Origin of the sequence: Metapseudomonas phytobenefica (genome assembly GCF_043392685.1) — a bacterium.
Taxonomy (GTDB): domain Bacteria; phylum Pseudomonadota; class Gammaproteobacteria; order Pseudomonadales; family Pseudomonadaceae; genus Metapseudomonas.
In genome coordinates this window covers 1-21,503 of record NZ_JBHZGM010000006.1, presented here as the reverse complement: position 1 = coordinate 21,503, position 21,503 = coordinate 1, and the positions used below count along the sequence as shown (strand labels likewise).

Below are 21,503 nucleotides of genomic sequence, written 5' to 3'. Positions count from 1 at the left end.
GCCGGGAGAGGGTGGGGTAATAAAAAGATTCTGAGGAGAGAGCTTCATGCTGAGTCCCTACATGTCCCCGGTCGAGCGCGTGTGGTTCTACACCCTGCGCAGCCTCTGCGGCCTGGTGCTGCTGTTCCTGATCCTGCCGGTGCTGGTGATCGTGCCGCTGTCGTTCAACTCCGGCACCTTCCTGGTCTATCCGCTGCAGGGCTTCTCCCTGCGCTGGTACGCCGACTTCTTCAACTCGGCGGAGTGGATGCGCTCGCTGACCAACAGCATGATCGTCGCCCCGGCGGCCACCTTTCTGGCAATGGTCTTCGGCACCCTGGCGTCCATCGGCCTGACCCGTGGCGAATTCCGCGGCAAGGCGCTGGTGATGAGCCTGCTGATTTCGCCGATGGTGGTGCCGGTGGTGATCATCGGCGTGGCCAGCTACCTGTTCTTCGCTCCGCTGGGCCTGGGCAACAGCTACCTGTCGCTGATCCTGGTACACGCGGTACTGGGCGTGCCCTTCGTGATCATCACGGTGTCGGCCACCCTGCAGGGCTTCAACTACAACCTGGTGCGCGCCGCCGCCAGCCTGGGCGCGCCGCCGCTGACCACCTTCTTCAAGGTGACCCTGCCGCTGATCGCGCCGGGGGTGATCTCCGGGGCGCTGTTCGCCTTCGCCACCTCCTTCGACGAAGTGGTGGTGACGCTGTTCCTCGCCGGTCCGGAGCAGGCCACCCTGCCACGGCAGATGTTCAGCGGCATCCGCGAGAACCTCAGCCCGACCATCGCCGCCGCCGCGACCCTGCTGATCGGCTTCTCCATCGTCCTGCTGCTGGTGCTGGAGTGGCTGCGCGGCCGCAGCGAGCGCCTGCGCACGTCCATGCCGGAGTAAGCCTGTCCAATCTTTTCTTTGCCTGCCCGTGTCCCCGTAGCGGGCAGGCTTTTTTCCCTCCCGCCTCGGTCATCGGTCGAATCCCCGCGCGCCATTCATCCCGGCTACAATTCGCGCCACCGTGATTCCCCCTGAGGTCAGCCATGCAGCCCTTCGCCATCGCTCCGTCGATCCTTTCCGCCGATTTCGCCCGCCTGGGCGAGGAAGTGGAGAACGTTCTCGCCGCCGGCGCCGACATCGTTCACTTCGACGTGATGGACAACCACTACGTACCCAACCTGACCATCGGCCCGATGGTCTGCGCGGCGCTGCGCAAGTACGGCATCACCGCGCCGATCGATGCGCACCTGATGGTCAAGCCGGTGGACCGCATCATCGGTGACTTCATCGAGGCGGGCGCCACCTACATCACCTTCCACCCGGAAGCCTCCGAGCACATTGACCGTTCCCTGCAGCTGATCCGCGACGGCGGCTGCAAGGCGGGCCTGGTGTTCAACCCGGCCACCCCGCTGGATGTGCTCAAGTACGTGATGGACAAGGTTGACATGATCCTGCTGATGAGCGTGAACCCCGGCTTCGGCGGGCAGAAGTTCATCCCCGGCACCCTCGGCAAGCTGCGCGAGGCCCGCGCCCTGATCGACGCCTCCGGCCGCGACATTCGCCTGGAGATCGACGGCGGCGTCAACGTGAAGAACATCCGTGAGATCGCCGCGGCGGGCGCCGACACCTTCGTCGCCGGTTCGGCCATCTTCAATGCCCCGGACTACGCCGAAGTCATCGCCGCCATGCGCGCCGAACTGGCCCAGGCCTGATATGGGCACGTTGCAGCGGTTGTTTGACGGGCGCCTGCCGCGCCTGGTGATGTTCGATCTGGATGGCACCCTGGTGGATTCGGTGCCGGACCTGGCCGCAGCCGTGGACAAGATGCTGATCGCCCTGGGGCGGCCGGCCGCTGGTGTCGAGCGGGTGCGCGAGTGGGTGGGCAACGGTGCCCGGGTGCTGGTGCGCCGCGCCCTGGCCGGCGGCCTCGACCATTCCGCCGTGCACGACAGCGACGCTGAACGCGGCCTGGAGCTGTTCATGGAGGCTTACGCCGAAAGCCATGCGCTGACCACGGTCTATCCGGGGGTGGCGGAAACCCTCAAATGGCTGAAGAAGAAAGGCGTTGAACTGGCGCTGGTCACCAACAAGCCCGAACGCTTCGTTGCCCCCTTGCTGGACGAAATGAAGCTGGGGCGCTACTTCCCGCTGATCATCGGCGGCGACACCCTGCCGCAGCAGAAGCCGGACCCGGCCGCGTTGCTCCACGTGATGCACATCACCGGGGTCAGCCGCAGCGAAGCGCTGTTCGTCGGTGACTCGCGCAACGACGTGCTCGCCGCCAAGGCCGCCGGGGTGAAATGCGTGGCGCTGAGCTATGGCTACAACCACGGTCGACCCATCGCCGAAGAAGAGCCGGCCCTTGTGGTGGATGACCTGCGTGAGCTGCTTCCGGGTGGTTGCGCCGCCCACGGCGCTGCGCTAATGTCGCCGAACTCCTCCTACAATCCGCCTCAACGAGACAGAAACGTGGTGGTTTCCAGCAAGCATCGGCTCACACGAGCCGGAATGAGCATCATCAAGGCTATCGCCCGTTGGCGCTGGCGCGCCTGAATTCATTCTGGCCGGATGCTCCGGCGCGCTTGCTTGCACATCGACGTTTTCATCTCCAGGAGCCCCACGGGGCTCCCCGCCCACGAGGCTGATCATGACCCGCGAAGAATTCCTGCGTTTGGCCGCCGAAGGCTATAACCGCATTCCGCTTGCGTTCGAAACACTGGCGGATTTCGACACCCCCCTGTCCCTCTACCTGAAGCTCGCCGATACCCCGTATTCCTACCTGCTGGAGTCCGTGCAGGGCGGCGAGAAGTGGGGCCGTTACTCGATCATCGGACTGCAGAGCCGCACTGTGCTGCGTGCCCACGGCCTGAAGGTCAGCGTCAGTGTCGACGACGTCGAAGTGGAGTCCCACGACTGCGAGGATCCGCTGGCATTCGTCGAAGCATTCAAGGAGCGCTACCAGGTGGCGCCCATCGCCGGCCTGCCGCGCTTCAACGGCGGCCTGGTGGGTTACTTCGGCTATGACTGCGTGCGTTACGTCGAGAAGCGCCTGGCCAACTGCCCGAACCCCGATCCGCTGGGTACCCCGGACATCCTGCTGATGGTCTCGGACGCGGTGGTCGTCTTCGACAACCTGGCGGGCAAGCTGCACGCCATCGTCCTGGTCGACCCGACCCAGCCCGACGCCTATGAACAGGGCCAGGCGCGCCTGCTGGAGCTGCGCCAGAAGCTGCGCCAGCCGGTGGTGCCGCGCCTGGGCGTGGACCCGAGTCTGCCGGCCGCTGGCGAGCCGGAGTTCCGCTCCAGCTTCACCCGCGAGGACTACGAGCAGGCTGTGCGGGAGATCAAGGAATACATCCTGGCCGGCGACTGCATGCAGGTGGTGATTTCCCAGCGCATGTCGATCCCCTTCAAGGCCGCGCCCATCGATCTCTACCGCGCCTTGCGCTGCTTCAACCCAACCCCCTACATGTACTTCTTCAACTTTGGTGACTTCCACGTCGTGGGCAGCTCGCCGGAGGTGCTGGTGCGGGTCGAGGATGGCCTGGTCACCGTGCGCCCGATCGCCGGCACCCGCCCGCGCGGCGCGACCGAGGAAGCCGACCGCGCGCTGGAAGAAGACCTGCTCTCCGACGCCAAGGAGCTCGCCGAGCACCTGATGCTGATCGACCTCGGCCGCAATGACGTCGGCCGCGTTTCCAGCACCGGTTCGGTGAAGGTCACCGAGAAGATGGTGATCGAGCGTTACTCCAACGTGATGCACATCGTTTCCAACGTCACCGGCCAGCTCAAGGAAGGCGTCTCCGCCATGGCGGCACTGCGCGCCATCCTGCCGGCCGGGACCCTTTCCGGCGCACCGAAGATCCGCGCCATGGAAATCATCGACGACCTCGAACCGGTCAAGCGTGGCGTCTACGGCGGCGCCGTGGGCTACCTGGCCTGGAACGGCAACATGGATACGGCCATCGCGATCCGCACGGCGGTCATCAAGGACGGCGAACTGCACGTACAGGCCGGCGCCGGCATCGTCGCCGACTCGGTTCCGGCACTGGAATGGGAAGAGACGCTGAACAAGCGCCGTGCCATGTTCCGTGCCGTGGCCCTCGCCGAACAGACCGCCAAGACCGACGCCTGAGGATTGCACCATGCTGCTGATGATCGACAACTACGATTCCTTTACCTACAACGTGGTGCAGTACCTGGGCGAGCTGGGCGCGGACGTGCAGGTGATTCGCAACGATGAACTCTCCATCGCCGAAATCGAGGCGCTGAACCCGGAGCGCATCGTGGTCTCCCCCGGTCCCTGCACGCCCAACGAGGCTGGCGTGTCGCTGGAAGTGATCCGTCACTTCGCCGGCAAGCTGCCGATCCTCGGCGTGTGCCTGGGCCACCAGAGTATCGGCCAGGCTTTCGGCGGCGACGTGGTGCGGGCACGCCAGGCCATGCACGGCAAGACCAGCCCGGTGTTCCACAAGGACCAGGGCGTGTTCGAAGGCCTGAACCACCCGTTGACCGTTACCCGCTACCACTCCCTGGTGGTGAAGCTGGAAACCCTGCCCGAAGTGCTCGAAGTCACCGCCTGGACCCAGCACGCCGACGGCTCGGTGGACGAGATCATGGGGTTGCGTCACAAGACGCTGAACATCGAGGGTGTGCAATTCCATCCGGAGTCCATCCTTACCGAACAAGGCCATGAACTGCTGGCCAACTTCCTCAAGCAGACCGGTGGAGTGCGCTGATGGATATCAAGGAAGCCTTGAACCGTGTGGTCAATCAACTGGACCTGACCACCGAAGAAATGCAGGACGTGATGCGCCTGATCATGACCGGCCAGTGCACTGACGCCCAGATCGGCGCTTTCCTCATGGGCATGCGCATGAAGAGCGAAACCATCGAAGAGATCGTCGGTGCGGTGTCGGTCATGCGTGAGCTGGCCACCCGCGTCGAACTCTCCACCCTAGATCACGTGGTCGACGTGGTGGGCACCGGCGGCGATGGCGCGAATATCTTCAACGTCTCCTCGGCAGCCACCTTCGTGGTCGCTGCGGCGGGGGGCAAGGTGGCCAAGCACGGCAACCGCGCGGTGTCCGGCAAGACCGGCAGCGCCGACGTGCTGGAAGCCGCCGGCATCTACCTGGACCTCAAGCCGGAGCAGGTGGCGCGCTGCATCGAGTGCATCGGCGTGGGCTTCATGTTCGCCCAGGTTCACCACAAGGCCATGAAGTTCGCCGCCGGTCCGCGCCGCGAACTCGGGCTGCGCACCCTGTTCAACATGCTTGGCCCGCTGACGAACCCGGCCGGGGTTAAGCGCCAAGTGGTCGGCGTGTTCAGCCAGGCACTGTGCCGCCCGCTGGCCGAGGTGCTCAAGCGCCTGGGCAGCGAGCACATCCTGGTGGTTCATTCCCGTGACGGCCTCGACGAGGTGAGCCTCGCCGCGCCGACCCACGTCGCCGAACTGAAGGACGGCGAAGTCACCGAGTATCAGATCCAGCCCGAGGACTTCGGCATCAGGAGCCAGAGCCTGATCGGCCTGACTGTCGGCAGCCCGCAGGAGTCGCTTGAACTGATCCGCGACGCCCTGGGCAAGCGCCAGACCGAGAATGGCCAGAAGGCCGCCGACATGATCGTGCTGAACGCCGGCGCGGCGCTCTACGCCGCCGATCTGGCGTCCAGCCTGAAAGAAGGTGTGCGCTTGGCGCAGGACGCCCTGGACACTGGCCTGGCCCGCGAGAAACTGGACGAACTGGCCTCCTTTACCGCGGTGTTCCGAGTGGAGAATGAAGCGTGAGCATCCCAACCGTTCTCGAGAAGATCCTGGCGCGCAAGGCCGAGGAAGTGGCTGTCTGCCGTGCCCGCGTTTCCCAGTCTGAAATCGAGGCGCTGGCGCGTGCCGCCGACGCGCCCCGTGGTTTCGCCCGTGCCCTGCTGGAGCGCGCCGAGCGCCACGAGCCGGCGGTGATCGCCGAGGTGAAAAAGGCCTCCCCGAGCAAGGGCGTGCTGCGTGAGCACTTCGACCCGGCGCAGATCGCCAAGAGCTACGAGGCTGGCGGTGCCGCCTGCCTCTCGGTGCTGACCGACGTGGACTTCTTCCAGGGTGCCGACGCCTACCTGCAGCAAGCTCGCGCAGCCTGCTCGCTGCCGGTCATCCGCAAGGACTTCATGATCGACCCCTACCAGGTGGTCGAGGCCCGTGCCATCGGCGCCGACTGCATCCTGCTGATCGTCTCCGCCCTGGAAGATAGCCGCATGAAGGAGCTGGCCGCGACTGCCAAGGAGGTTGGGCTCGACGTGCTGGTGGAAGTGCATGACGCCGCAGAACTGGACCGCGCACTGAACTGCCTGGATACCCCGCTGGTGGGCATCAACAACCGCAACCTGCACACCTTCGAGGTGAGCCTGGAAACCACCCTCGACCTGCTGCCGCGCATCCCGCGCGACCGCCTGGTGGTGACCGAGAGCGGCATCCTCAACCGTGCCGACGTGGAGCTGATGGAAGTCAGCGGCGTGTACGCCTTCCTGGTGGGCGAGGCCTTCATGCGCGCCGAGGAGCCGGGTGCCGAATTGGGCCGGCTGTTCTTCCCCGAGCGCAACCCTGTGGTAGCAGGCATCGATCCGGACTGATCCGGTGCCGATCTCCAGAGATGAAAAAGCCGGCTTGCGCCGGCTTTTTCGTTTGTGGTCCCGACACCCTCAGCGAGTACCGAAGACCACCATGGTTTTACCCTTCACATGCACCAGCCCCTGTTCTTCCAGACTCTTGAGCACGCGACCGACCATCTCGCGGGAGCAGCCGACGATGCGGCCGATTTCCTGGCGGGTGATCTTGATCTGCATGCCATCGGGGTGGGTCATGGCGTCGGGCTGCTTGCACAGGTCGAGCAGGGTGCGCGCCACGCGGCCGGTCACGTCGAGGAAGGCCAGGTCACCCACCTTGCGCGTGGTGTTGCGCAGGCGGTCGGCCATCTGGCTGCCCAGGGCATAGAGGATTTCCGGGTCCTGCTGGGTGAGTTCGCGGAACTTGGCGTAGCTCAGCTCCGCCACTTCGCATTCCGTCTTGGCCCGGACCCAGGCGCTGCGTTCCTTTTCCGTGCCTTCCTTGTCGAACAGGCCCATCTCGCCGAAGAAGTCCCCGGCATTGAGGTATGCAATGATCATTTCGCGGCCATCGTCATCCTCGATCAGGATGGTGACGGAGCCCTTGATGATGAAGAAGAGAGTTTCGCAGCGATCGCCCGCATAGATGATGGTGCTTTTGGCCGTATAACGGCGGCGGTGACAATGCGCCAGTAGTTTGTCCAGGCTTTTTATTTTTGGTGTGAGGGTAATTGCGACCATGCCCGAGTCCCGAAAAAGAGAAGGTAAGCCTTTGTCCAACAGGCAATTTTTTAATTGTTGTGGTGCCAAGTGTGCCAGTAAACCGGCGCCAGCTTAACAGACGTCCCTGTTTCGACAATGTGATTTTGCGACGCACCTAACACCTGCCCGGGAACTATTTGAGAACCGGAATGGAAAATGCGCTGTGATAAGCTACCGCACCTTTTTTCAAGCGGAGTTTCAGGCGATGAAAGCACGCATCCAATGGGCTGGCGAAGCCATGTTCCTTGGCGAATCCGGTAGCGGCCATGCCGTGGTGATGGATGGCCCGCCGGAGGCCGGTGGCCGTAACCTGGGCGTGCGTCCCATGGAAATGCTCCTGCTTGGCCTCGGCGGCTGCACCAACTTCGACGTGGTTTCCATCCTGAAGAAATCCCGCCAACCGGTGGAGAGCTGCGAAGCCTTCCTCGAAGCCGAGCGCGCCAGCGAAGACCCCAAGGTCTTCACCAGGATCCACGTGCATTTCGTGGTGAAGGGCCGTGGCCTGAAGGAAGCCCAGGTCAAGCGCGCAGTGGAACTCTCCGCCGAGAAATACTGCTCCGCCTCGATCATGCTCGGCCGCGCCGGCGTCGAGATCACCCATGATTACGAAATCGTCGAACTGGGCGCCTGATAGCAGCTTCCGACGAATGGCCGGATAACGACATCCGGCCATCATATTTGCGCGGCAAACTCTGGCAGACGGCGCCCGTCGACTGCATAATTCGCCCCCTTCCGGATTCCGGGGCTCCGGGCCCCGAAAATACGACCACAATCGCCAACGCGAAGAGGTGTAAACCGTCCTACGCAGAAGTGTCGTGCGCTTCTGACGGGCATGCTCAACCACGCGGCAGAGCCGCATATGCAAAGAGAGCTCTCAACGGTGAATAGCAAACTCAAGCTCCACGGGTTCAACAACCTGACGAAGACCTTGAGCTTCAACATTTATGACATCTGCTACGCGGAGACCCCCGAGGACCAGCAGGCCTACGTCCAGTACATCGACGAAGAGTACGACGCCGAGCGCCTGACCCAGATCCTCACCGACGTGGTGGACATCATCGGTGCCAACATCCTCAACATCGCCCGCCAGGATTACGATCCCCAGGGCGCGAGCGTGACCATTCTCATCTCCGAGCAACCGGTTACGCCCACCGAAAGCCAGATCGAGGAATCTCCGGGCCCGCTGCCGGAAACCATCCTGGCGCACCTGGACAAGAGCCACATCACCGTTCACACCTATCCGGAAATCCATCCGGTTTCGGGTATCGCCACCTTCCGCGTGGACATCGATGTTTCCACCTGCGGCGTGATTTCCCCGCTGAAGGCGCTCAACTATCTGATCCACCAGTTCGATTCGGACATCGTCACTGTCGACTACCGCGTGCGCGGCTTCACCCGTGACGTGGAAGGCAAGAAGCACTTCATCGACCACGAGATCAACTCGATCCAGAACTACCTCTCCGAGGACACCCGGGACGCCTATCAGATGACGGACGTCAACGTGTACCAGGAGAACATGTTCCACACCAAGATGCTGCTGAAGAACTTCGAGCTGGATAACTACCTGTTCGGCGACGCCACCCGCAACCTGACTGCGGAGCAGCGCAAGGAAGTCGAGGCGCGCGTCCGCCACGAGATGTTGGAAATCTTCTACGCGCGCAACATGCCCAACTGAGGCGGTTCGACGCGGGAAAGAAAAAAAGGCGCCGGATGGCGCCTTTTTTCGTTTGCGGGGATCAGACCCGGTAGGTGCTCTTGGTCATGACCCTGGAGAGCAGGGTCATGCCGAACTTGACCGGTGCCGGGAAGCGCAGGCCGCCGGCCTCCAGGGCGCTGGTGGCGTGCTGTTCTTCGTCGATGCGCATCTGTTCGAGGATGGCGCGGGAGCGGGCATCGTCCGCCGGCAGCTGTTCGAGGTGTTCGTCGAGGTGTTTGCACACCTGGTCCTCGGTGGCGGCGACGAAGCCCAGGCTGACGCGATCGCTGATCAGGCCGGCCATGGCACCGACGCCGAAGGACAGGCCGTAGAAGACCGGATTGAGGATGCTCGGACGGCTGCCCAGTTCGCGGATACGCTGTTCGCACCAGGCCAGATGGTCGATCTCTTCCTCGGCGGCGTGCTCCATGGCTTCGCGCACCTCAGGCAGCCTGGCGGTCAGTGCCTGGCCCTGGTAAAGCGCCTGGGCGCAGACCTCGCCGGTATGGTTGATGCGCATCAGGCCGGCGATATGGCGGGCATCCTCGGGCTTGAGTTCGGCGTCGGGCTGGCCTTCGGCCGGGGACGGGCGAAATGGCTGGCCCGTGAACGGCAGCAGGGTGCGCAGTGCGGCATCGGCCTGCAACAGCAGGCGGTCGGCGGGGGAGTAGGAACGTTCGCTGGCCATGCGGCACCTCCGTGGGACGTCGGCGGGCATTCTACCGCAAGGCCATGGCCAAGGCTTGACTGGCGTCAGGCCGGGGCTGACGGGCGGGAGGCTTCCCGCCCCGATGACGCTGGCCGATCAGCCCGGAGGCCAATGCATCTGGCGCTGGCCAAGCACATGCATGTGGATGTGGTAGACGGTCTGGCCGCCTTGCTCATTGCAGTTCATCACCAGGCGAAAGCCTTCGCCGCAACCCTGTTCGGCCGCCAGACGCTGGGCGGTATAGGCGATATGGCCAACCAGGGCCTTGTCGTCTTCGGTGAGGTCGGTGAGGGTGGGAATGTGCTTCTTCGGGATTACCAGGAAGTGCACGGGGGCTTGCGGCGCGATGTCGTGGAAGGCGACGACGTGATCGTCTTCATAGAGCTTGCGCGCGGGAATTTGCCCGGCGGCGATTTTGCAGAACAGACAGTCCACGGGAATTCTCCGGCCTGTTATAAGAGGTCCCGAGTTTAACGGTGAGCGAAAGCCCCGGCCAGCGCCGGCCGAACCTCTCAAGGAGCCCCTGTGAAGAACGACATCCACGACCTCGGCCTGGTGCTGGATTCGCGCGTGAAGCTGATCCTTATCGAGTCCTGGGACGAGCGCCGGGTGCTGGAAACCCTCACCAGCCTGGCGGTCAAACGCGGGCTCGGGCTCTTCACCTGGGCGGTCAGCGAGGGACTCCAGCGGCTGGGGTTCGGTGGCGACAGCCTGGGCGAAGGGGACAGCCGCGAGCCGGAAACCGCACTCAGGCTGATCAAGGCCGACCCGCAACCCAACCTGTACGTGATGTGCGACCTGCATCCCTTCCTCGCCGACAACCCCAGGGTGGTGCGGTTGCTCAAGGAAGTAGCGATGGCCGAGGGCAATCACAAGCCAACGCTGGTGCTGGTGTCCCACGCCCTGAAGCTGCCGCCGGAGGTGCAGCGCTATGCCGCGCGCTTCGACCTGGCGCTGCCCAGTGAGGATGAATTGTTGAGCATCGTCCGCGAGGAAGCAGCGCGCTGGAGCGAGCGCAATCGCGGCGCGCGGGTCCGTACGGACAATCGCACCCTGCAGCAGGTGGTGAAGAACCTGCGTGGCTTGAGCCACGGAGAAGCCCGCGCCTTGGCGCGCAATGTGATCTGCGATGACGGCGCCATTACCCAGGAAGACCTGCCGGAACTGAACAAGGCGAAGTTCCAGTTGCTGGACCTGGACGGCGTACTCAGCTTCGAATACGAAACGGCGCGCTTCGCCGAAGTGGGCGGTCTGACCAACCTCAAACGCTGGCTGGCCGAGCGCCAGGCTGCGGTGCTGGAGGAAAAGCCGCTGGACCGGCCCAAGGGCGTGTTGCTGGTCGGTGTGCAGGGCGGCGGCAAGAGTCTCGCGGCCAAGGCAGTCGCTGGTCTCTGGGGATTGCCGTTGCTGCGCCTGGACTTCGCCTGCCTGTACAACAAGTTCTTCGGCGAGACCGAGCGCAACCTGCGCGAGGCCCTGAAGCTCGCCGAGCAGATGGCGCCTTGCGTGCTGTGGATGGACGAAGTGGAGAAGGGGCTGGCCAGCGGCGACCACGATGGCGGCGTGAGCCAGCGGGTATTGGGCACGCTGCTGACCTGGATGGCCGAGCGCAAGGCACCGGTATTCGTGGTGGCCACCGCCAACGCCATCGACCGGCTGCCGCCGGAGCTGCTGCGCAAGGGCCGATTCGACGAGCTGTTTTTCGTCGACCTGCCGCAGCCTGAAGTCCGTGCGGAGATTTTCCGAATCCACCTGGGGCGCCGTGAACTCGACCCGGCACAGTTCGACCTGCATCAACTGGTGGCCGCCAGCGATGGTTTCTCCGGCGCGGAGATCGAGCAGGCGGTGGTGGGGATGCTCTATGCGGCGCAGGCCCAGCAATGCCCGGCCGACCAGGCGCTGCTGCTGCGTGAGATCAAGGGCACCGCGCCGCTATCGGTGTTGATGGCTGAGCATCTTGCGAGCCTGCGGGCCTGGGCGAACGGCCGTTGCGTGAAAGCCGACTGACGCCGCTCAGGGCTGGGCGAAGCGGCGTATGACCTGACCCAGTACGCGGCGCACCAGCCAGCGCGGCGCGAGACGGGGGAGGAGGGCGGCCAGCCGGTTGCGCCAGCCGGGAATGATGATGGCGCGGTTCTTCTCCAGTGCGCGTACGGTGATCAGCGCCACTTCCTCCGGGCTCATCATCAGCTTGCTGCCTTCCAGGCTGCCGACCTGCATGTGGGCACCGCGGAAGAAGGCAGTGCGAGTCGGGCCCGGGCACAGCACCGAGACTTTCACGCCACGCGGACGCAGTTCCTCGCGCAGTCCTTCGGTGAAGTTCAGCACGTAGGCCTTGCTGGCGTAGTAGTTGCTCATCCAGGCGCCGGGCTGGAAGCCGGCCACCGAGGCGATATTGAGGATCTGGCCGCCGCCCTGGCGCGCCATCAGGCCACCAATGCCGTGGCAAAGGCGGGCAAGGGCGAGGATGTTCACTTCGATCAGCTCCTGCTCGCGTCCCCAGTCCTGGTCGACGAAGGCTCCGGAAGTGCCGATGCCGGCATTGTTCACCAGCAGGTCGATCTCCCGCTCCCCTTGTTCCAGGTCCATCAACAACCCGGACACCTGCAGGGGCTCGGCCAGGTCGCAGTAGCGGAACAGCACCTCCACACCGAAACGCTGGGTCAGCTCGCAAGCAACGCTCTCCAGCACATCCCGCTGCCGGGCCACCAGCAGCAGGTGCCGACCCCGGCGTGCCAGCGCCTCGGCCATGGCCAGGCCAATACCGCTGGAGGCGCCGGTGATCAGGGCATAACGGGGCATCTGGAGGTTCTCCGTAACGGGGCCGGGTTGGACAGCGCCGGCCCCGGGAGGTTGCTTACTCGGCGGACTCGCGTTCCAGGGCGGGGGCTTCGATGGGCTGCTCGAAGCTGGCGGCATCGCCCATCTGGGCGCGCATCAGGTAGCCCTGGTAGGCCGGTATCGAAATGGCGGCGACTATACCGATAACCGGCACAAGAAGAACCAGCCAGGCCAGCACTTTCACCGCGCGACTGTTGGGCGGCGGGGGCGGGCCATAGCGGTTGGGGCCATCGGTACCCGGCATGAACAGCATCAGCAGGGCGAACACGCTGCCGACGACAGGGACGAAGTTCAACAGCCAGAGCCAACCCGACCAGCCCATGTCGTGCAGGCGCTGTACACCGAGGCAGACGCTCACGACCACCAGCGCAAGGCAGGCGGCAATCGTCAGCAGGCCGGCGAGGGCATCGGAAAGCGCGAAACTGCCGAGGATCACGCCGCCGATGGGCAGGAAGGCCAGCATCATCGCCATGCTCCAGCCGAGGTAACGAACCCGGCCAATCCGGCCGCTGGTGCCGAAGACCTTCAGTTCGCCATATTCCGGTAGCTGCTCACCCACCTGGGCCTGGGGCGGTGCGTAGGGGGAAGTGGCTACGCTGCCGTCGTTGGAGGTGCTTTCCCGGGGCGCTTCCTGGGCCAGCTGCGCCTGGCGGGCCAGGTACTTGTCGACGATGATGCCGCAGGCCCGGCATTCAGCGGCTTTCGGCTGCTCATGGCCACATTTCGGGCAGCTCATGCTTTCGTTGGCAGCGGCTGTAGATTCAGCTGCAACGGTCGCCGGTTCCGGGTGGTCCGCCGAGGTCGCCAGGCTCAGCCCTGCGGAGGCCTCCTGCTCCTTGCGCACCTTGGCGCCCGCCCGCTGCAATGCGGCCAGGTACTTGTTCGCCTCGGCTTCCACCAGGTCGCGTTTCAGGGCGACGCTGCGGCCGCGAAACAGGCTTTCGATCTTGTCGGCGTCGCTCTTGAACAGGCGGGCGAGGTTTTCCTTGACGGTTTCCAATGCCACGCCGGGCATTGGCTGACCATCGAAGACGATCTTGTAACGGGCTTCGGTCATGCGGGCATCCTTGTCGACGACAGAAAATGATGATGGCACAGCGTAATTGCGCTACGGCCCACGGCACAAGCGGCCTGGCGCACAAATCCCATAGGGCTCGGGACGCGCCAGGGGGCCGACCAGGCGCTCCCGGGCGGCACTGCGGATGTAGAGGTTGTCTTGGGCAAAAACGGTTCGGTCCACCCGTTGCCACCGCAGCGGTAATGGGGGGCCGCCTTATCGGGCCCAGCGCTGCTCCAGTTGCCCGGCCTTGTCGCGTGCGGCGCGATATTCCTGGTCGAGGCGGGCGATCAGTTCGTCCACCGTCGGCAGGTCGCGGATATTGCCGACCCCCTGGCCGGCGGACCACACGGTCTTCCACGCCTTGGCCTCGTCACTCACCGGCTTGAGCTTCTCGCCATAGTTGATGTCGCCTTTGTCGGCGAGGCGCTTCATGTCGTAGCCAGCAGCTTCCAGGCTCTGGCGCATGAAGCTGGCAGGGACGCCGGAGACTGCCGGGGTGTGGATGATGTCGGCCGCGCGGGCGTCGAGGATCATCTGCTTGTAGCGGGTTTCGGCGTCGCTTTGCTGGGTGGCGATGAAGCGGGTGCCGAGATAGGCCAGGTCGGCGCCGAGCATCTGCGCGGCGAAGATCTCGTGGCCGTGGTTGAGGCAGCCGGCGAGCAGCAGGGTCTTGTCGAAGAACTGGCGGATCTCGGCGATCAGGGCGAAGGGACTCCAGGTCCCGGCGTGGCCACCGGCGCCGGCGGCAACTGCGATCAGGCCATCGACGCCGGCTTCCGCAGCTTTCTCGGCATGACGGCGGGTGGTCACGTCGTGGAACACCAGGCCGCCGTAGCTGTGCACGGCGTCCACCACTTCCTTCACCGCGCCCAGGCTGGTGATGACGATCGGGACGCGCTTCTCCACGCAGATGGCCAGGTCGGCCTGCAGGCGCGGGTTGCTGTGGTGGACGATGAGGTTGACCGCGAAGGGCGCGGCGTCCTCCCCCAGGCCTGCTTCAATTTCCTCCAGCCAGGCGCGGAAGCCACTGCTCTCCCGCTGGTTCAGGGCCGGGAAGCTGCCGACGATGCCGTTGTTGCAGCACGCCAGGACCAGCTTGGGGTTGGACACCAGGAACATCGGCGCAGCCACGACCGGCAAGCGCAGACGTTGATCGAGCAGGGCGGGCAGAGACATCTGGCAATCCTCTTGTCAGGTCAGAAGGGTTTGACCACCACCAGGACGACGATGGCGATCAGGAAGAGCACCGGGACTTCGTTGAACCAGCGGTAGAACACGTGGCCACGACGGTTTTCGTCCTGGGCGAAGCGCTTTTGCAGCGAACCGCAGGCATGGTGATAGCCGATCAGCAGCACCACCAGTGTGAGCTTGGCATGGAGCCAGCCCTGGCTCAGCCAGGCGGAGTTGAGGTAGAGCATCCAGATGCCGAAGACCAGGGTGGCGATCATCGAGGGGCCCATGATGCCGCGGTAGAGCTTGCGCTCCATCACTTTGAAGCGTTCGCGGCTGGGCTGGTCCTCTGCCATGGCGTGGTACACGAACAGGCGCGGCAGGTAGAAGAGGCCGGCGAACCAGCAGATGACGGCGATGATGTGCAGTGCCTTGAGCCACAGGTAGAGCATGGGTTGGTTTCCATCGGGCAGATTGCCCGGATAGTAGAGGCTGGATGGGCCGCACGTCACCTCGGCGGTTGGCCCCTGACCGATGCGGCCTTATCATCGGCAGCTTTCCAATCGGTTCTTTGAGGGGCAAGTGATGGTCAAGGTCGGAATCGTCGGCGGCACGGGCTACACCGGTGTCGAACTGCTGCGTCTGCTGGCTCAGCATCCGCAGGTAGAGGTCGCGGTGATCACCTCGCGATCCGAGGCTGGGGTGAAGGTCGCCGACATGTATCCGAACCTGCGCGGTCACTATGACAACCTCGCGTTCAGCGTGCCCGACGTGGCCACCCTGGGCGCCTGCGATGTGGTCTTCTTCGCCACGCCCCATGGCGTCGCCCATGCCCTGGCCGGCGAATTGCTGGATGCCGGCACTCGCGTCATCGACCTGTCCGCGGACTTCCGCCTGCAGGATGCCGAAGAATGGGCCAACTGGTACGGCCAGCCCCACGGTGCCCCGGCGCTGCTGCCGGAGGCTGTCTACGGCCTGCCGGAAGTGAACCGCGAAGCCATCAAGGGCGCCCGCCTGATCGCGGTTCCCGGCTGCTACCCCACCGCCACCCAGCTTGGTTTCATCCCGCTGCTGGAAGCCGGCCTGGCCGATACCAGCCGACTGATCGCCGACTGCAAGTCCGGCGTCAGCGGCGCCGGCCGTGGCGCCAAGGTGGGCTCGCTGTTCTGCGAAGCCGGCGAGAGCATGATGGCCTACTCGGTGAAAGGTCACCGCCACCTGCCAGAAATCAGCCAGGGCCTGCGCCGCGCAGCCGGTGGCCAGGTCGGCCTGACCTTCGTGCCGCACCTGACGCCGATGATCCGTGGCATCCATGCGACCCTCTACGCGAACGTCGTGGACAAGGGCGTGGACCTGCAGGCGCTGTACGAGAAGCGCTACGCCAATGAACCCTTCGTCGACGTGATGCCCGCCGGCAGCCACCCGGAAACCCGCAGCGTGCGCGGCGCCAACGTCTGCCGTATCGCCGTGCATCGTCCCCAGGGCGGCGATCTGGTGGTGGTGCTGTCGGTGATCGACAACCTAGTCAAGGGCGCATCGGGCCAGGCGGTTCAGAACCTCAACATCATGTTCGGCCTCGACGAGCGCCTGGGCCTGTCCCACGCAGCATTGCTGCCCTGATGTCCATCGGCGCCGGCGACTTGCTCGCCGGCGTCGCACTTCGGCCTGTTGGCCGTGTCGAATCGCTTAATAGTTGACCAGTTTTCTAGGGTAAGCGGATAATGCCTCGCCTTAGCGCAGTATGGCGGCGTCAAGCCGGGAGAGTTGCAGCATGAGCGTCGAAACCTTCACCCCTTCAGCCCTGATGTTCACCGAAGGTGCGGCCAACAAGGTGAAGAACCTGATCGATGAAGAGGGCAATCCGCGCCTTAAACTCCGTGTCTTCGTGACCGGTGGCGGTTGTTCGGGCTTCCAGTACGGTTTCACTTTCGATGAAGACGTGTCGGACGATGACACCATTGTCGAGCGCGACGGTGTGAGCCTGGTCGTCGATCCGATGAGCTTCCAGTACCTTGCGGGCGCCGAAGTGGATTACCAGGAAGGCCTCGAGGGTTCCCGTTTCGTCATCAAGAACCCGAATGCCACCACCACCTGCGGTTGCGGTTCGTCCTTCTCGATCTGACCTTCCGGCCGAACACAGAAACACCGTGCCCCTGGGCGCGGCGTTTTCATTTGTGGCTCAGGCCGGGTAGATAGCGCCGAGAACGCGCAGCCCCCTGGCGCCGGTGACGCTGGGGCGATTGGTGGGAATGCCTTCGAGGCAGCAGTGAGCGAGCCAGGCGAAGGCCATTGCCTCGACCCAGTCCGGATCCACGCCAAAATCTGCAGTGCTGCTGACACGGGTTCCCGGCAACAGGGCAGCCAAACGCAGCATCAGTTGCCGATTGTGGGCACCGCCGCCACAGACCAGCAGGTCATCAGTCCTGGGCTGTGCCGCCCGGAGGGACTCGATGATGCTGCGCGCAGTGAGCTCCAGCAGCGTGGCCTGTACGTCCTCGGGCTTGAAGCGGGGCAGGCGCGCCAGGTGGGACTGCAGCCAGCCGAGGTTGAACAGCTCGCGGCCGGTGCTCTTGGGGCCCCGTGTCGAGAAGAAACTATCACCGTACAGGGTGTCCAGCAGCTTCTGCTGCAGGGTGCCGCTGGCCGCCCAGTCGCCATTGCGGTCGTAGCTCTCGCCGCGCTGGAGATGAATCCAGGCATCCAGCAGGACGTTGCCTGGACCGCAATCGAATCCATGCACTGCCTTGTCAGGCTCGATGAGGCTCAGGTTGCTGAAGCCGCCGACATTGAGCACGGCGCGGTTGCAGTTCGCGTTGCTGAACAGGAATTCGTGGAATGCCGGAACCAGCGGCGCACCCTGGCCGCCCGCTGCGACGTCACGTCGGCGGAAGTCGCCAACCACGGTGATGCCGGTGAGCTCGGCGAGCAGGGCCGGGTTGCCGATCTGGATGGTGAACCCGCGTGCTGGCTCATGGCGCACGGTCTGGCCGTGACTGCCGATGGCGCGAATGTCCCGGGCCCCCAGGTTGTTGCGGACCAGCAGGGCGTTGATCCCCGCGGCGGCCAGTTCGACCCAGCCGTTCTCCGCCAGGGCTGCCCGGGCCAGCTCGTCAGGGCCGGACGCGCAAAGCGCCAAAAGCTCACGGCGCAGCGCGCCCGGCATGGGAATGTAGTGGGTATCGAGGAGGGTGATGCGGTCGGTCTGTTCGACCAGAGCGATGTCCAGGCCATCAAGGCTGGTCCCGGACATCACTCCAAGGTAGCGCGGCATAGGGTCAGCGCTTGTTCAGGGCCAGCATGGTGGCTCTTTCGCGGTCCATGCGCGCCATCAGTGGCTTGCTCATCTGCAGGAAGCGCTTCTTCTCGCTGGCCATCAGCGGATCCGCCATCGGCAGTTTCACGCCCAGCGGATCGACGTGTACACCATTCACCTGGAACTCGTAGTGAAGGTGCGGGCCGGTGGAAAGACCCGTCGTGCCCACGTAGCCGATGATCTGGCCCTGCTTCACGCTGCCGCCGGTACGGATACCCTTGGCAAAGCCCTGCATGTGGCCGTAGAGCGTCTTGTACTTGCTGCCGTGCTGAATGATCACCGCATTGCCGTAACCACCGCGGCGGCCTGCCAGGACGATCTTGCCGTCGCCGGTAGCCTTGATCGGCGTGCCCCGGGGAGCGGCGTAGTCCACACCCTTGTGCGCACGGATCTTGTTCAGGATCGGATGGCGGCGGCCGTTGGAGAAGCGCGAGCTGATGCGGGCGAAGTCCACCGGGGTGCGAATGAAGGCTTTGCGCATGGCCGTGGCATCACCGCGCAGGTAGCTGGCCGTGCCCTGCTTGTCGACGTAGCGGACAGCTGTGAAGGTCTTGCCACGGTTGGTGAAGCGCGCGGCGAGAATTTCCCCGCTGCCCACCTTCTTGCCATCGACCACTTTCTCTTCGTAGATCATCTCGAACTCGTCGCCTTCACGGATGTCGAGGGCGAAGTCGATGTCGTAGCCAAAGATGTTGGCCAGATCCATGGCCAGGTCATGGGACAGACCGGCGCGTTTGGCCGACAGGAACAGGGAGCTGTCGATCACGCCACGGGCATAAGCCGAGCGCAGCTCCGGCTTGATCAGGTCACGCTTGAAGGCGTAACCCTTGGAAGTCTTTTCCAGGTGAACGCTCTCGAGGCTGCTCAGCTTGGTGCTGATCTTCTCGAGCTCTCCGCTGGGAGTCAGCTTGAATTCGAAGCGCTGGCCAACCTTGAGGCGGCTGAGCTGCTTGGCGTTCTTGCTGCTGTTGAGGACGTCGTGCAGAACGTTTGCGGACAGGCCGACCTTGGCGAACACGGTGGACAAAGTGTCACCATTGCCCACGGTCACAGTCTTTAGGCTGGGATCGGTAGGCGTCTGCTTGGTAGCGAGGTCGGTGGTCTCTTCTTTCTTCTTGTCCGCGTCTTTTCCGGCGCTGTTCTGGTTTTCAGCTGGGTTCTCGATCCTGGTGAATGGCGAGATACCCTCATCCCCAGTGACGGATCCTGGTCGGAGATCGTCTTTCTCCTGGATCACCATCTCCGAGCCGTTCTCCAGCTCCAGATTGATGAAGGTCTTCTTCGCCTCGACCTCGCGAGACGGGAACACCAGCAGGGCCAGGCTGAGCAGCGCAGCCACACCGCTTGCAGCCAGCAAATGGCTCTTCGGATACGGCGGCGCTTTGGGTACTGAATGCGTCATGGCGTGTGGTGTTTTTTGGAATGTGAACTAACTGCCTAAAATATAATCAAAATCCGCCATAGGCAACCTTGGGATGCTGTCTTCCGCTGACTGGCATGGTGCTGGGTGCAAAACTTGTAATTAGTTCGCGATCTTGTATGGTTGGTTCCCCTTTTGTCCATCCAACGGTCTACGAGTCCTGTCATGAAGTCGGTTGAAGAGCAGCTGGCGCTGATCAAGCGCGGTGCGGAAGAGGTCCTGGTCGAGTCCGAGCTGGTAGAAAAGCTCAAGCGTGGCCAGCCGCTGCGCATCAAGGCGGGCTTCGACCCGACGGCTCCCGATCTTCACCTTGGTCACACCGTCCTTATTAATAAGCTGCGCCAGTTCCAGGAGCTGGGCCATCAGGTGATCTTCCTGATTGGTGATTTCACCGGGATGATTGGCGACCCTAGTGGCAAGAGTGCCACTCGCCCGCCGCTGACCCGCGAGCAGGTTCTGGAGAATGCCGAAACCTACAAGGCGCAGGTGTTCAAGATCCTCGATCCGGCCAAGACCGAAGTGGCATTCAACTCCACCTGGATGGACAAGCTGAGCCCAGCGGACTTCATTCGCCTGGCGTCCCAGTACACGGTTGCCCGTATGCTCGAACGCGACGACTTCAACAAGCGCTACAACACCAGCCAGCCCATCGCCATCCACGAGTTCCTCTATCCGCTGGTGCAGGGGTATGACTCCGTTGCGCTGCGTGCGGATGTCGAGCTGGGTGGTACTGACCAGAAGTTCAACCTGCTGATGGGGCGTGAACTTCAGCGCGCTTATGGGCAGGAGTCCCAGTGCATCCTGACCATGCCGTTGCTGGAAGGCCTGGATGGCGTGAAGAAGATGTCCAAGTCCCTGGGCAACTACGTAGGCATCCAGGAAGCGCCAGGCGTTATGTACAACAAGCTGGTCTCCATCCCTGACCAGCTCATGTGGCGTTACTTCGAGCTACTGAGCTTTCGCTCCATGGATGAGATCGAGCAGTTCAAGCGCGATGTCGAGGCTGGTGCCAACCCTCGTGACATCAAGATCAAGCTGGCTGAAGAGATCGTTGCTCGCTTTCATGGTGTAGAGGCTGCGGCGACAGCGCACCGTTCCGCGGGCAATCGCATGAAGGAAGGTGAGCTGCCGCTCGATCTCCCGGAGGTTCAGCTGGCCTCTTCCGATGACATGCCCATTGCCTCCGTCCTTAATAAGGCAGGTCTGGTGAAGAACGCTGCTGTTGCTCGCGACCTGCTCGGTTCCGGCGGCGTGCGCGTGGACGGCCAGGTTGTGGATCGCAGCTTCATCTTCAGGCTGGGGGCGGTCCATGTGCTGCAGGCGGGCAAGAAGTCTTTCGCGCGCGTCTCTCTGGCTACCGAATAAGATAGTTTCAAAAAAGTGTTGACGGCAGATTCTGCATCCCTATAATGCGCCCCACTTCCGGCGCAACCGCCACGCAAAACTCCTTGTAGATCAATGAGTTAAGTTCTTGGCGAGGTGTTGGAAGGGTTCGCTTCGAGAAGTTCGCCGCTGGCGAATGAAGCTGAACCGGAGGTGTTGACAGCGAGTTTGAACGCTGTAGAATGCGCCTCCCGCTGACGAGAAGAGCGAATCGGATCGGAAGCGCAAGCGCTTGAGTAGAAACGAAAATTTCGAAAAAGAGCTTGACAGTAAGAACGGCTAGCGTAGAATGCGCGGCCTCGGTTGAGACGAAAGGCTTGATCGAAATGCTCTTTAACAACTGAATCAAGCAATTCGTGTGGGTGCTTGTGAGGTAAGACTGATAGTCGACTGATTATCAGCAACACAAGTAACACTCGTGAATTCGAGAGTTTATTTGCGATTGCTGAGCCAAGTTTAGGGTTTTCTCAAAACCCAAGCAGTATTGAACTGAAGAGTTTGATCATGGCTCAGATTGAACGCTGGCGGCAGGCCTAACACATGCAAGTCGAGCGGCAGCGGGTCCTTCGGGATGCCGGCGA

General features: G+C 63.4%; 22 protein-coding genes and 1 rRNA gene. 14 read left to right on the top strand and 9 right to left on the bottom strand.

What is annotated here, in order from left to right; genetic code table 11:
- The first annotated feature begins 46 nt into the window (after positions 1-46).
- The 7 genes from ACFW0B_RS07155 to trpC all read left to right on the top strand — a co-directional run bounded on the left by ACFW0B_RS07155 (position 47) and on the right by trpC (position 6,595).
- Entirely contained in the window at positions 47-874 is an 828-nt protein-coding gene (locus ACFW0B_RS07155; RefSeq protein WP_449147243.1) for an ABC transporter permease, read from the top strand.
- 143 nt (positions 875-1,017) lie between these two features.
- Complete coding sequence (gene rpe / locus ACFW0B_RS07150) at positions 1,018-1,686, top strand: ribulose-phosphate 3-epimerase (protein WP_449147242.1); 669 nt, start codon at positions 1,018-1,020, stop codon at positions 1,684-1,686.
- 1 nt (position 1,687) lies between these two features.
- Positions 1,688-2,527, top strand: a complete 840-nt coding sequence (locus ACFW0B_RS07145) for a phosphoglycolate phosphatase (RefSeq protein ID WP_449147241.1) — start codon at positions 1,688-1,690, stop codon at positions 2,525-2,527.
- 94 nt (positions 2,528-2,621) lie between these two features.
- Entirely contained in the window at positions 2,622-4,109 is a 1,488-nt protein-coding gene (trpE, locus tag ACFW0B_RS07140) for an anthranilate synthase component I (RefSeq protein ID WP_449147240.1), read from the top strand.
- Between the two features lie 10 nt (positions 4,110-4,119).
- Complete coding sequence (locus ACFW0B_RS07135) at positions 4,120-4,713, top strand: aminodeoxychorismate/anthranilate synthase component II (protein ID WP_449147239.1); 594 nt, start codon at positions 4,120-4,122, stop codon at positions 4,711-4,713.
- Positions 4,713-5,762, top strand: a complete 1,050-nt coding sequence (gene trpD, locus ACFW0B_RS07130) for an anthranilate phosphoribosyltransferase (protein WP_449147238.1) — start codon at positions 4,713-4,715, stop codon at positions 5,760-5,762. Before ACFW0B_RS07135 ends, trpD begins: the two co-directional genes overlap by 1 nt.
- A complete protein-coding gene (gene trpC, locus ACFW0B_RS07125; protein ID WP_449147237.1) occupies positions 5,759-6,595 on the top strand; it encodes an indole-3-glycerol phosphate synthase TrpC in 837 nt (278 codons plus the stop codon). The genes trpD and trpC overlap by 4 nt, the downstream gene beginning before the upstream one ends.
- 69 nt (positions 6,596-6,664) lie before the next feature.
- Here the strand turns inward: trpC and crp are convergent, their stop codons facing one another.
- Entirely contained in the window at positions 6,665-7,309 is a 645-nt protein-coding gene (gene crp, locus ACFW0B_RS07120) for a cAMP-activated global transcriptional regulator CRP (RefSeq protein ID WP_377696703.1), read from the bottom strand.
- A gap of 226 nt (positions 7,310-7,535) precedes the next feature.
- Between crp and ACFW0B_RS07115 the strand changes: the two genes are divergently transcribed.
- Positions 7,536-7,961, top strand: coding sequence for an OsmC family protein (locus tag ACFW0B_RS07115; RefSeq protein WP_449147236.1), 426 nt, complete (start codon positions 7,536-7,538; stop codon positions 7,959-7,961).
- 249 nt (positions 7,962-8,210) lie between these two features.
- Positions 8,211-9,005 (top strand): adenosylmethionine decarboxylase, encoded by a 795-nt coding sequence (speD, locus tag ACFW0B_RS07110; protein ID WP_449147235.1) that lies wholly within the window; start codon positions 8,211-8,213, stop codon positions 9,003-9,005.
- Between the two features lie 61 nt (positions 9,006-9,066).
- Here the strand turns inward: speD and coq7 are convergent, their stop codons facing one another.
- Positions 9,067-9,714, bottom strand: coding sequence for a 2-polyprenyl-3-methyl-6-methoxy-1,4-benzoquinone monooxygenase (gene coq7, locus ACFW0B_RS07105; protein WP_449147234.1), 648 nt, complete (start codon positions 9,712-9,714; stop codon positions 9,067-9,069).
- A 117-nt stretch (positions 9,715-9,831) separates the two neighbouring features.
- On the bottom strand, positions 9,832-10,170 hold the full coding sequence (locus ACFW0B_RS07100) for a histidine triad nucleotide-binding protein (protein ID WP_449147233.1): 339 nt from the start codon (positions 10,168-10,170) through the stop codon (positions 9,832-9,834).
- A 90-nt stretch (positions 10,171-10,260) separates the two neighbouring features.
- Between ACFW0B_RS07100 and ACFW0B_RS07095 the strand changes: the two genes are divergently transcribed.
- Positions 10,261-11,742, top strand: coding sequence for an AAA family ATPase (locus ACFW0B_RS07095; protein ID WP_449147232.1), 1,482 nt, complete (start codon positions 10,261-10,263; stop codon positions 11,740-11,742).
- A gap of 6 nt (positions 11,743-11,748) precedes the next feature.
- On the opposite strand, the gene ACFW0B_RS07090 is transcribed toward ACFW0B_RS07095, so the two are convergent.
- The 4 genes from ACFW0B_RS07090 to hemJ all read right to left on the bottom strand — a co-directional run bounded on the left by ACFW0B_RS07090 (position 11,749) and on the right by hemJ (position 15,258).
- On the bottom strand, positions 11,749-12,537 hold the full coding sequence (locus ACFW0B_RS07090) for an SDR family NAD(P)-dependent oxidoreductase (RefSeq protein WP_449147231.1): 789 nt from the start codon (positions 12,535-12,537) through the stop codon (positions 11,749-11,751).
- Positions 12,538-12,592: 55 nt separating this feature from the next.
- Positions 12,593-13,633 (bottom strand): DUF805 domain-containing protein, encoded by a 1,041-nt coding sequence (locus ACFW0B_RS07085; protein ID WP_449147230.1) that lies wholly within the window; start codon positions 13,631-13,633, stop codon positions 12,593-12,595.
- A gap of 216 nt (positions 13,634-13,849) precedes the next feature.
- Positions 13,850-14,812, bottom strand: a complete 963-nt coding sequence (locus ACFW0B_RS07080) for an NAD(P)H-dependent flavin oxidoreductase (protein WP_449147229.1) — start codon at positions 14,810-14,812, stop codon at positions 13,850-13,852.
- Positions 14,813-14,832: 20 nt separating this feature from the next.
- On the bottom strand, positions 14,833-15,258 hold the full coding sequence (hemJ, locus tag ACFW0B_RS07075; protein ID WP_449147228.1) for a protoporphyrinogen oxidase HemJ: 426 nt from the start codon (positions 15,256-15,258) through the stop codon (positions 14,833-14,835).
- Between the two features lie 133 nt (positions 15,259-15,391).
- On the opposite strand from hemJ, the gene argC reads away from it, so the two are divergent.
- The gene (gene argC, locus ACFW0B_RS07070; protein WP_449147227.1) at positions 15,392-16,426 is read left to right on the top strand and encodes an N-acetyl-gamma-glutamyl-phosphate reductase; all 1,035 of its coding nucleotides are present in this window, start codon (positions 15,392-15,394) and stop codon (positions 16,424-16,426) included.
- Positions 16,427-16,577: 151 nt separating this feature from the next.
- The gene (erpA, locus tag ACFW0B_RS07065) at positions 16,578-16,928 is read left to right on the top strand and encodes an iron-sulfur cluster insertion protein ErpA (RefSeq protein WP_151131559.1); all 351 of its coding nucleotides are present in this window, start codon (positions 16,578-16,580) and stop codon (positions 16,926-16,928) included.
- A gap of 57 nt (positions 16,929-16,985) precedes the next feature.
- On the opposite strand, the gene ACFW0B_RS07060 is transcribed toward erpA, so the two are convergent.
- Both ACFW0B_RS07060 and ACFW0B_RS07055 read right to left on the bottom strand, forming a co-directional pair.
- Positions 16,986-18,077, bottom strand: a complete 1,092-nt coding sequence (locus tag ACFW0B_RS07060; RefSeq protein WP_449147226.1) for an anhydro-N-acetylmuramic acid kinase — start codon at positions 18,075-18,077, stop codon at positions 16,986-16,988.
- A gap of 4 nt (positions 18,078-18,081) precedes the next feature.
- Positions 18,082-19,521 carry a peptidoglycan DD-metalloendopeptidase family protein gene (locus tag ACFW0B_RS07055; protein WP_449147225.1) on the bottom strand — a complete coding sequence of 480 codons (1,440 nt, stop codon included), beginning with the start codon at positions 19,519-19,521 and terminating at the stop codon, positions 18,082-18,084.
- Positions 19,522-19,704: 183 nt separating this feature from the next.
- Between ACFW0B_RS07055 and tyrS the strand changes: the two genes are divergently transcribed.
- Together tyrS and ACFW0B_RS07045 are read left to right on the top strand one after the other, a co-directional pair.
- A complete protein-coding gene (gene tyrS / locus ACFW0B_RS07050; RefSeq protein WP_449147224.1) occupies positions 19,705-20,904 on the top strand; it encodes a tyrosine--tRNA ligase in 1,200 nt (399 codons plus the stop codon).
- A 504-nt stretch (positions 20,905-21,408) separates the two neighbouring features.
- Positions 21,409-21,503 (top strand): 16S ribosomal RNA (locus ACFW0B_RS07045); the annotation flags it as partial.

Bases quoted from the DNA above. Each gene is read 5' to 3' on its own strand.
- ACFW0B_RS07155 (WP_449147243.1), top strand. From the start codon at position 47: ATGCTGAGTCCCTACATGTCCCCGGTCGAGCGCGTGTGGTTCTACACC.
- trpE (WP_449147240.1), top strand. From the start codon at position 2,622: ATGACCCGCGAAGAATTCCTGCGTTTGGCCGCCGAAGGCTATAACCGC.
- ACFW0B_RS07145 (WP_449147241.1), top strand. From the start codon at position 1,688: ATGGGCACGTTGCAGCGGTTGTTTGACGGGCGCCTGCCGCGCCTGGTG.
- rpe (WP_449147242.1), top strand. From the start codon at position 1,018: ATGCAGCCCTTCGCCATCGCTCCGTCGATCCTTTCCGCCGATTTCGCC.
- ACFW0B_RS07085 (WP_449147230.1), bottom strand. From the start codon at position 13,633: ATGACCGAAGCCCGTTACAAGATCGTCTTCGATGGTCAGCCAATGCCC.
- ACFW0B_RS07135 (WP_449147239.1), top strand. From the start codon at position 4,120: ATGCTGCTGATGATCGACAACTACGATTCCTTTACCTACAACGTGGTG.
- hemJ (WP_449147228.1), bottom strand. From the start codon at position 15,258: ATGCTCTACCTGTGGCTCAAGGCACTGCACATCATCGCCGTCATCTGC.
- ACFW0B_RS07115 (WP_449147236.1), top strand. From the start codon at position 7,536: ATGAAAGCACGCATCCAATGGGCTGGCGAAGCCATGTTCCTTGGCGAA.
- ACFW0B_RS07055 (WP_449147225.1), bottom strand. From the start codon at position 19,521: ATGACGCATTCAGTACCCAAAGCGCCGCCGTATCCGAAGAGCCATTTG.
- ACFW0B_RS07060 (WP_449147226.1), bottom strand. From the start codon at position 18,077: ATGCCGCGCTACCTTGGAGTGATGTCCGGGACCAGCCTTGATGGCCTG.
- argC (WP_449147227.1), top strand. From the start codon at position 15,392: ATGGTCAAGGTCGGAATCGTCGGCGGCACGGGCTACACCGGTGTCGAA.
- trpD (WP_449147238.1), top strand. From the start codon at position 4,713: ATGGATATCAAGGAAGCCTTGAACCGTGTGGTCAATCAACTGGACCTG.
- erpA (WP_151131559.1), top strand. From the start codon at position 16,578: ATGAGCGTCGAAACCTTCACCCCTTCAGCCCTGATGTTCACCGAAGGT.
- ACFW0B_RS07080 (WP_449147229.1), bottom strand. From the start codon at position 14,812: ATGTCTCTGCCCGCCCTGCTCGATCAACGTCTGCGCTTGCCGGTCGTG.
- tyrS (WP_449147224.1), top strand. From the start codon at position 19,705: ATGAAGTCGGTTGAAGAGCAGCTGGCGCTGATCAAGCGCGGTGCGGAA.
- crp (WP_377696703.1), bottom strand. From the start codon at position 7,309: ATGGTCGCAATTACCCTCACACCAAAAATAAAAAGCCTGGACAAACTA.
- coq7 (WP_449147234.1), bottom strand. From the start codon at position 9,714: ATGGCCAGCGAACGTTCCTACTCCCCCGCCGACCGCCTGCTGTTGCAG.
- ACFW0B_RS07090 (WP_449147231.1), bottom strand. From the start codon at position 12,537: ATGCCCCGTTATGCCCTGATCACCGGCGCCTCCAGCGGTATTGGCCTG.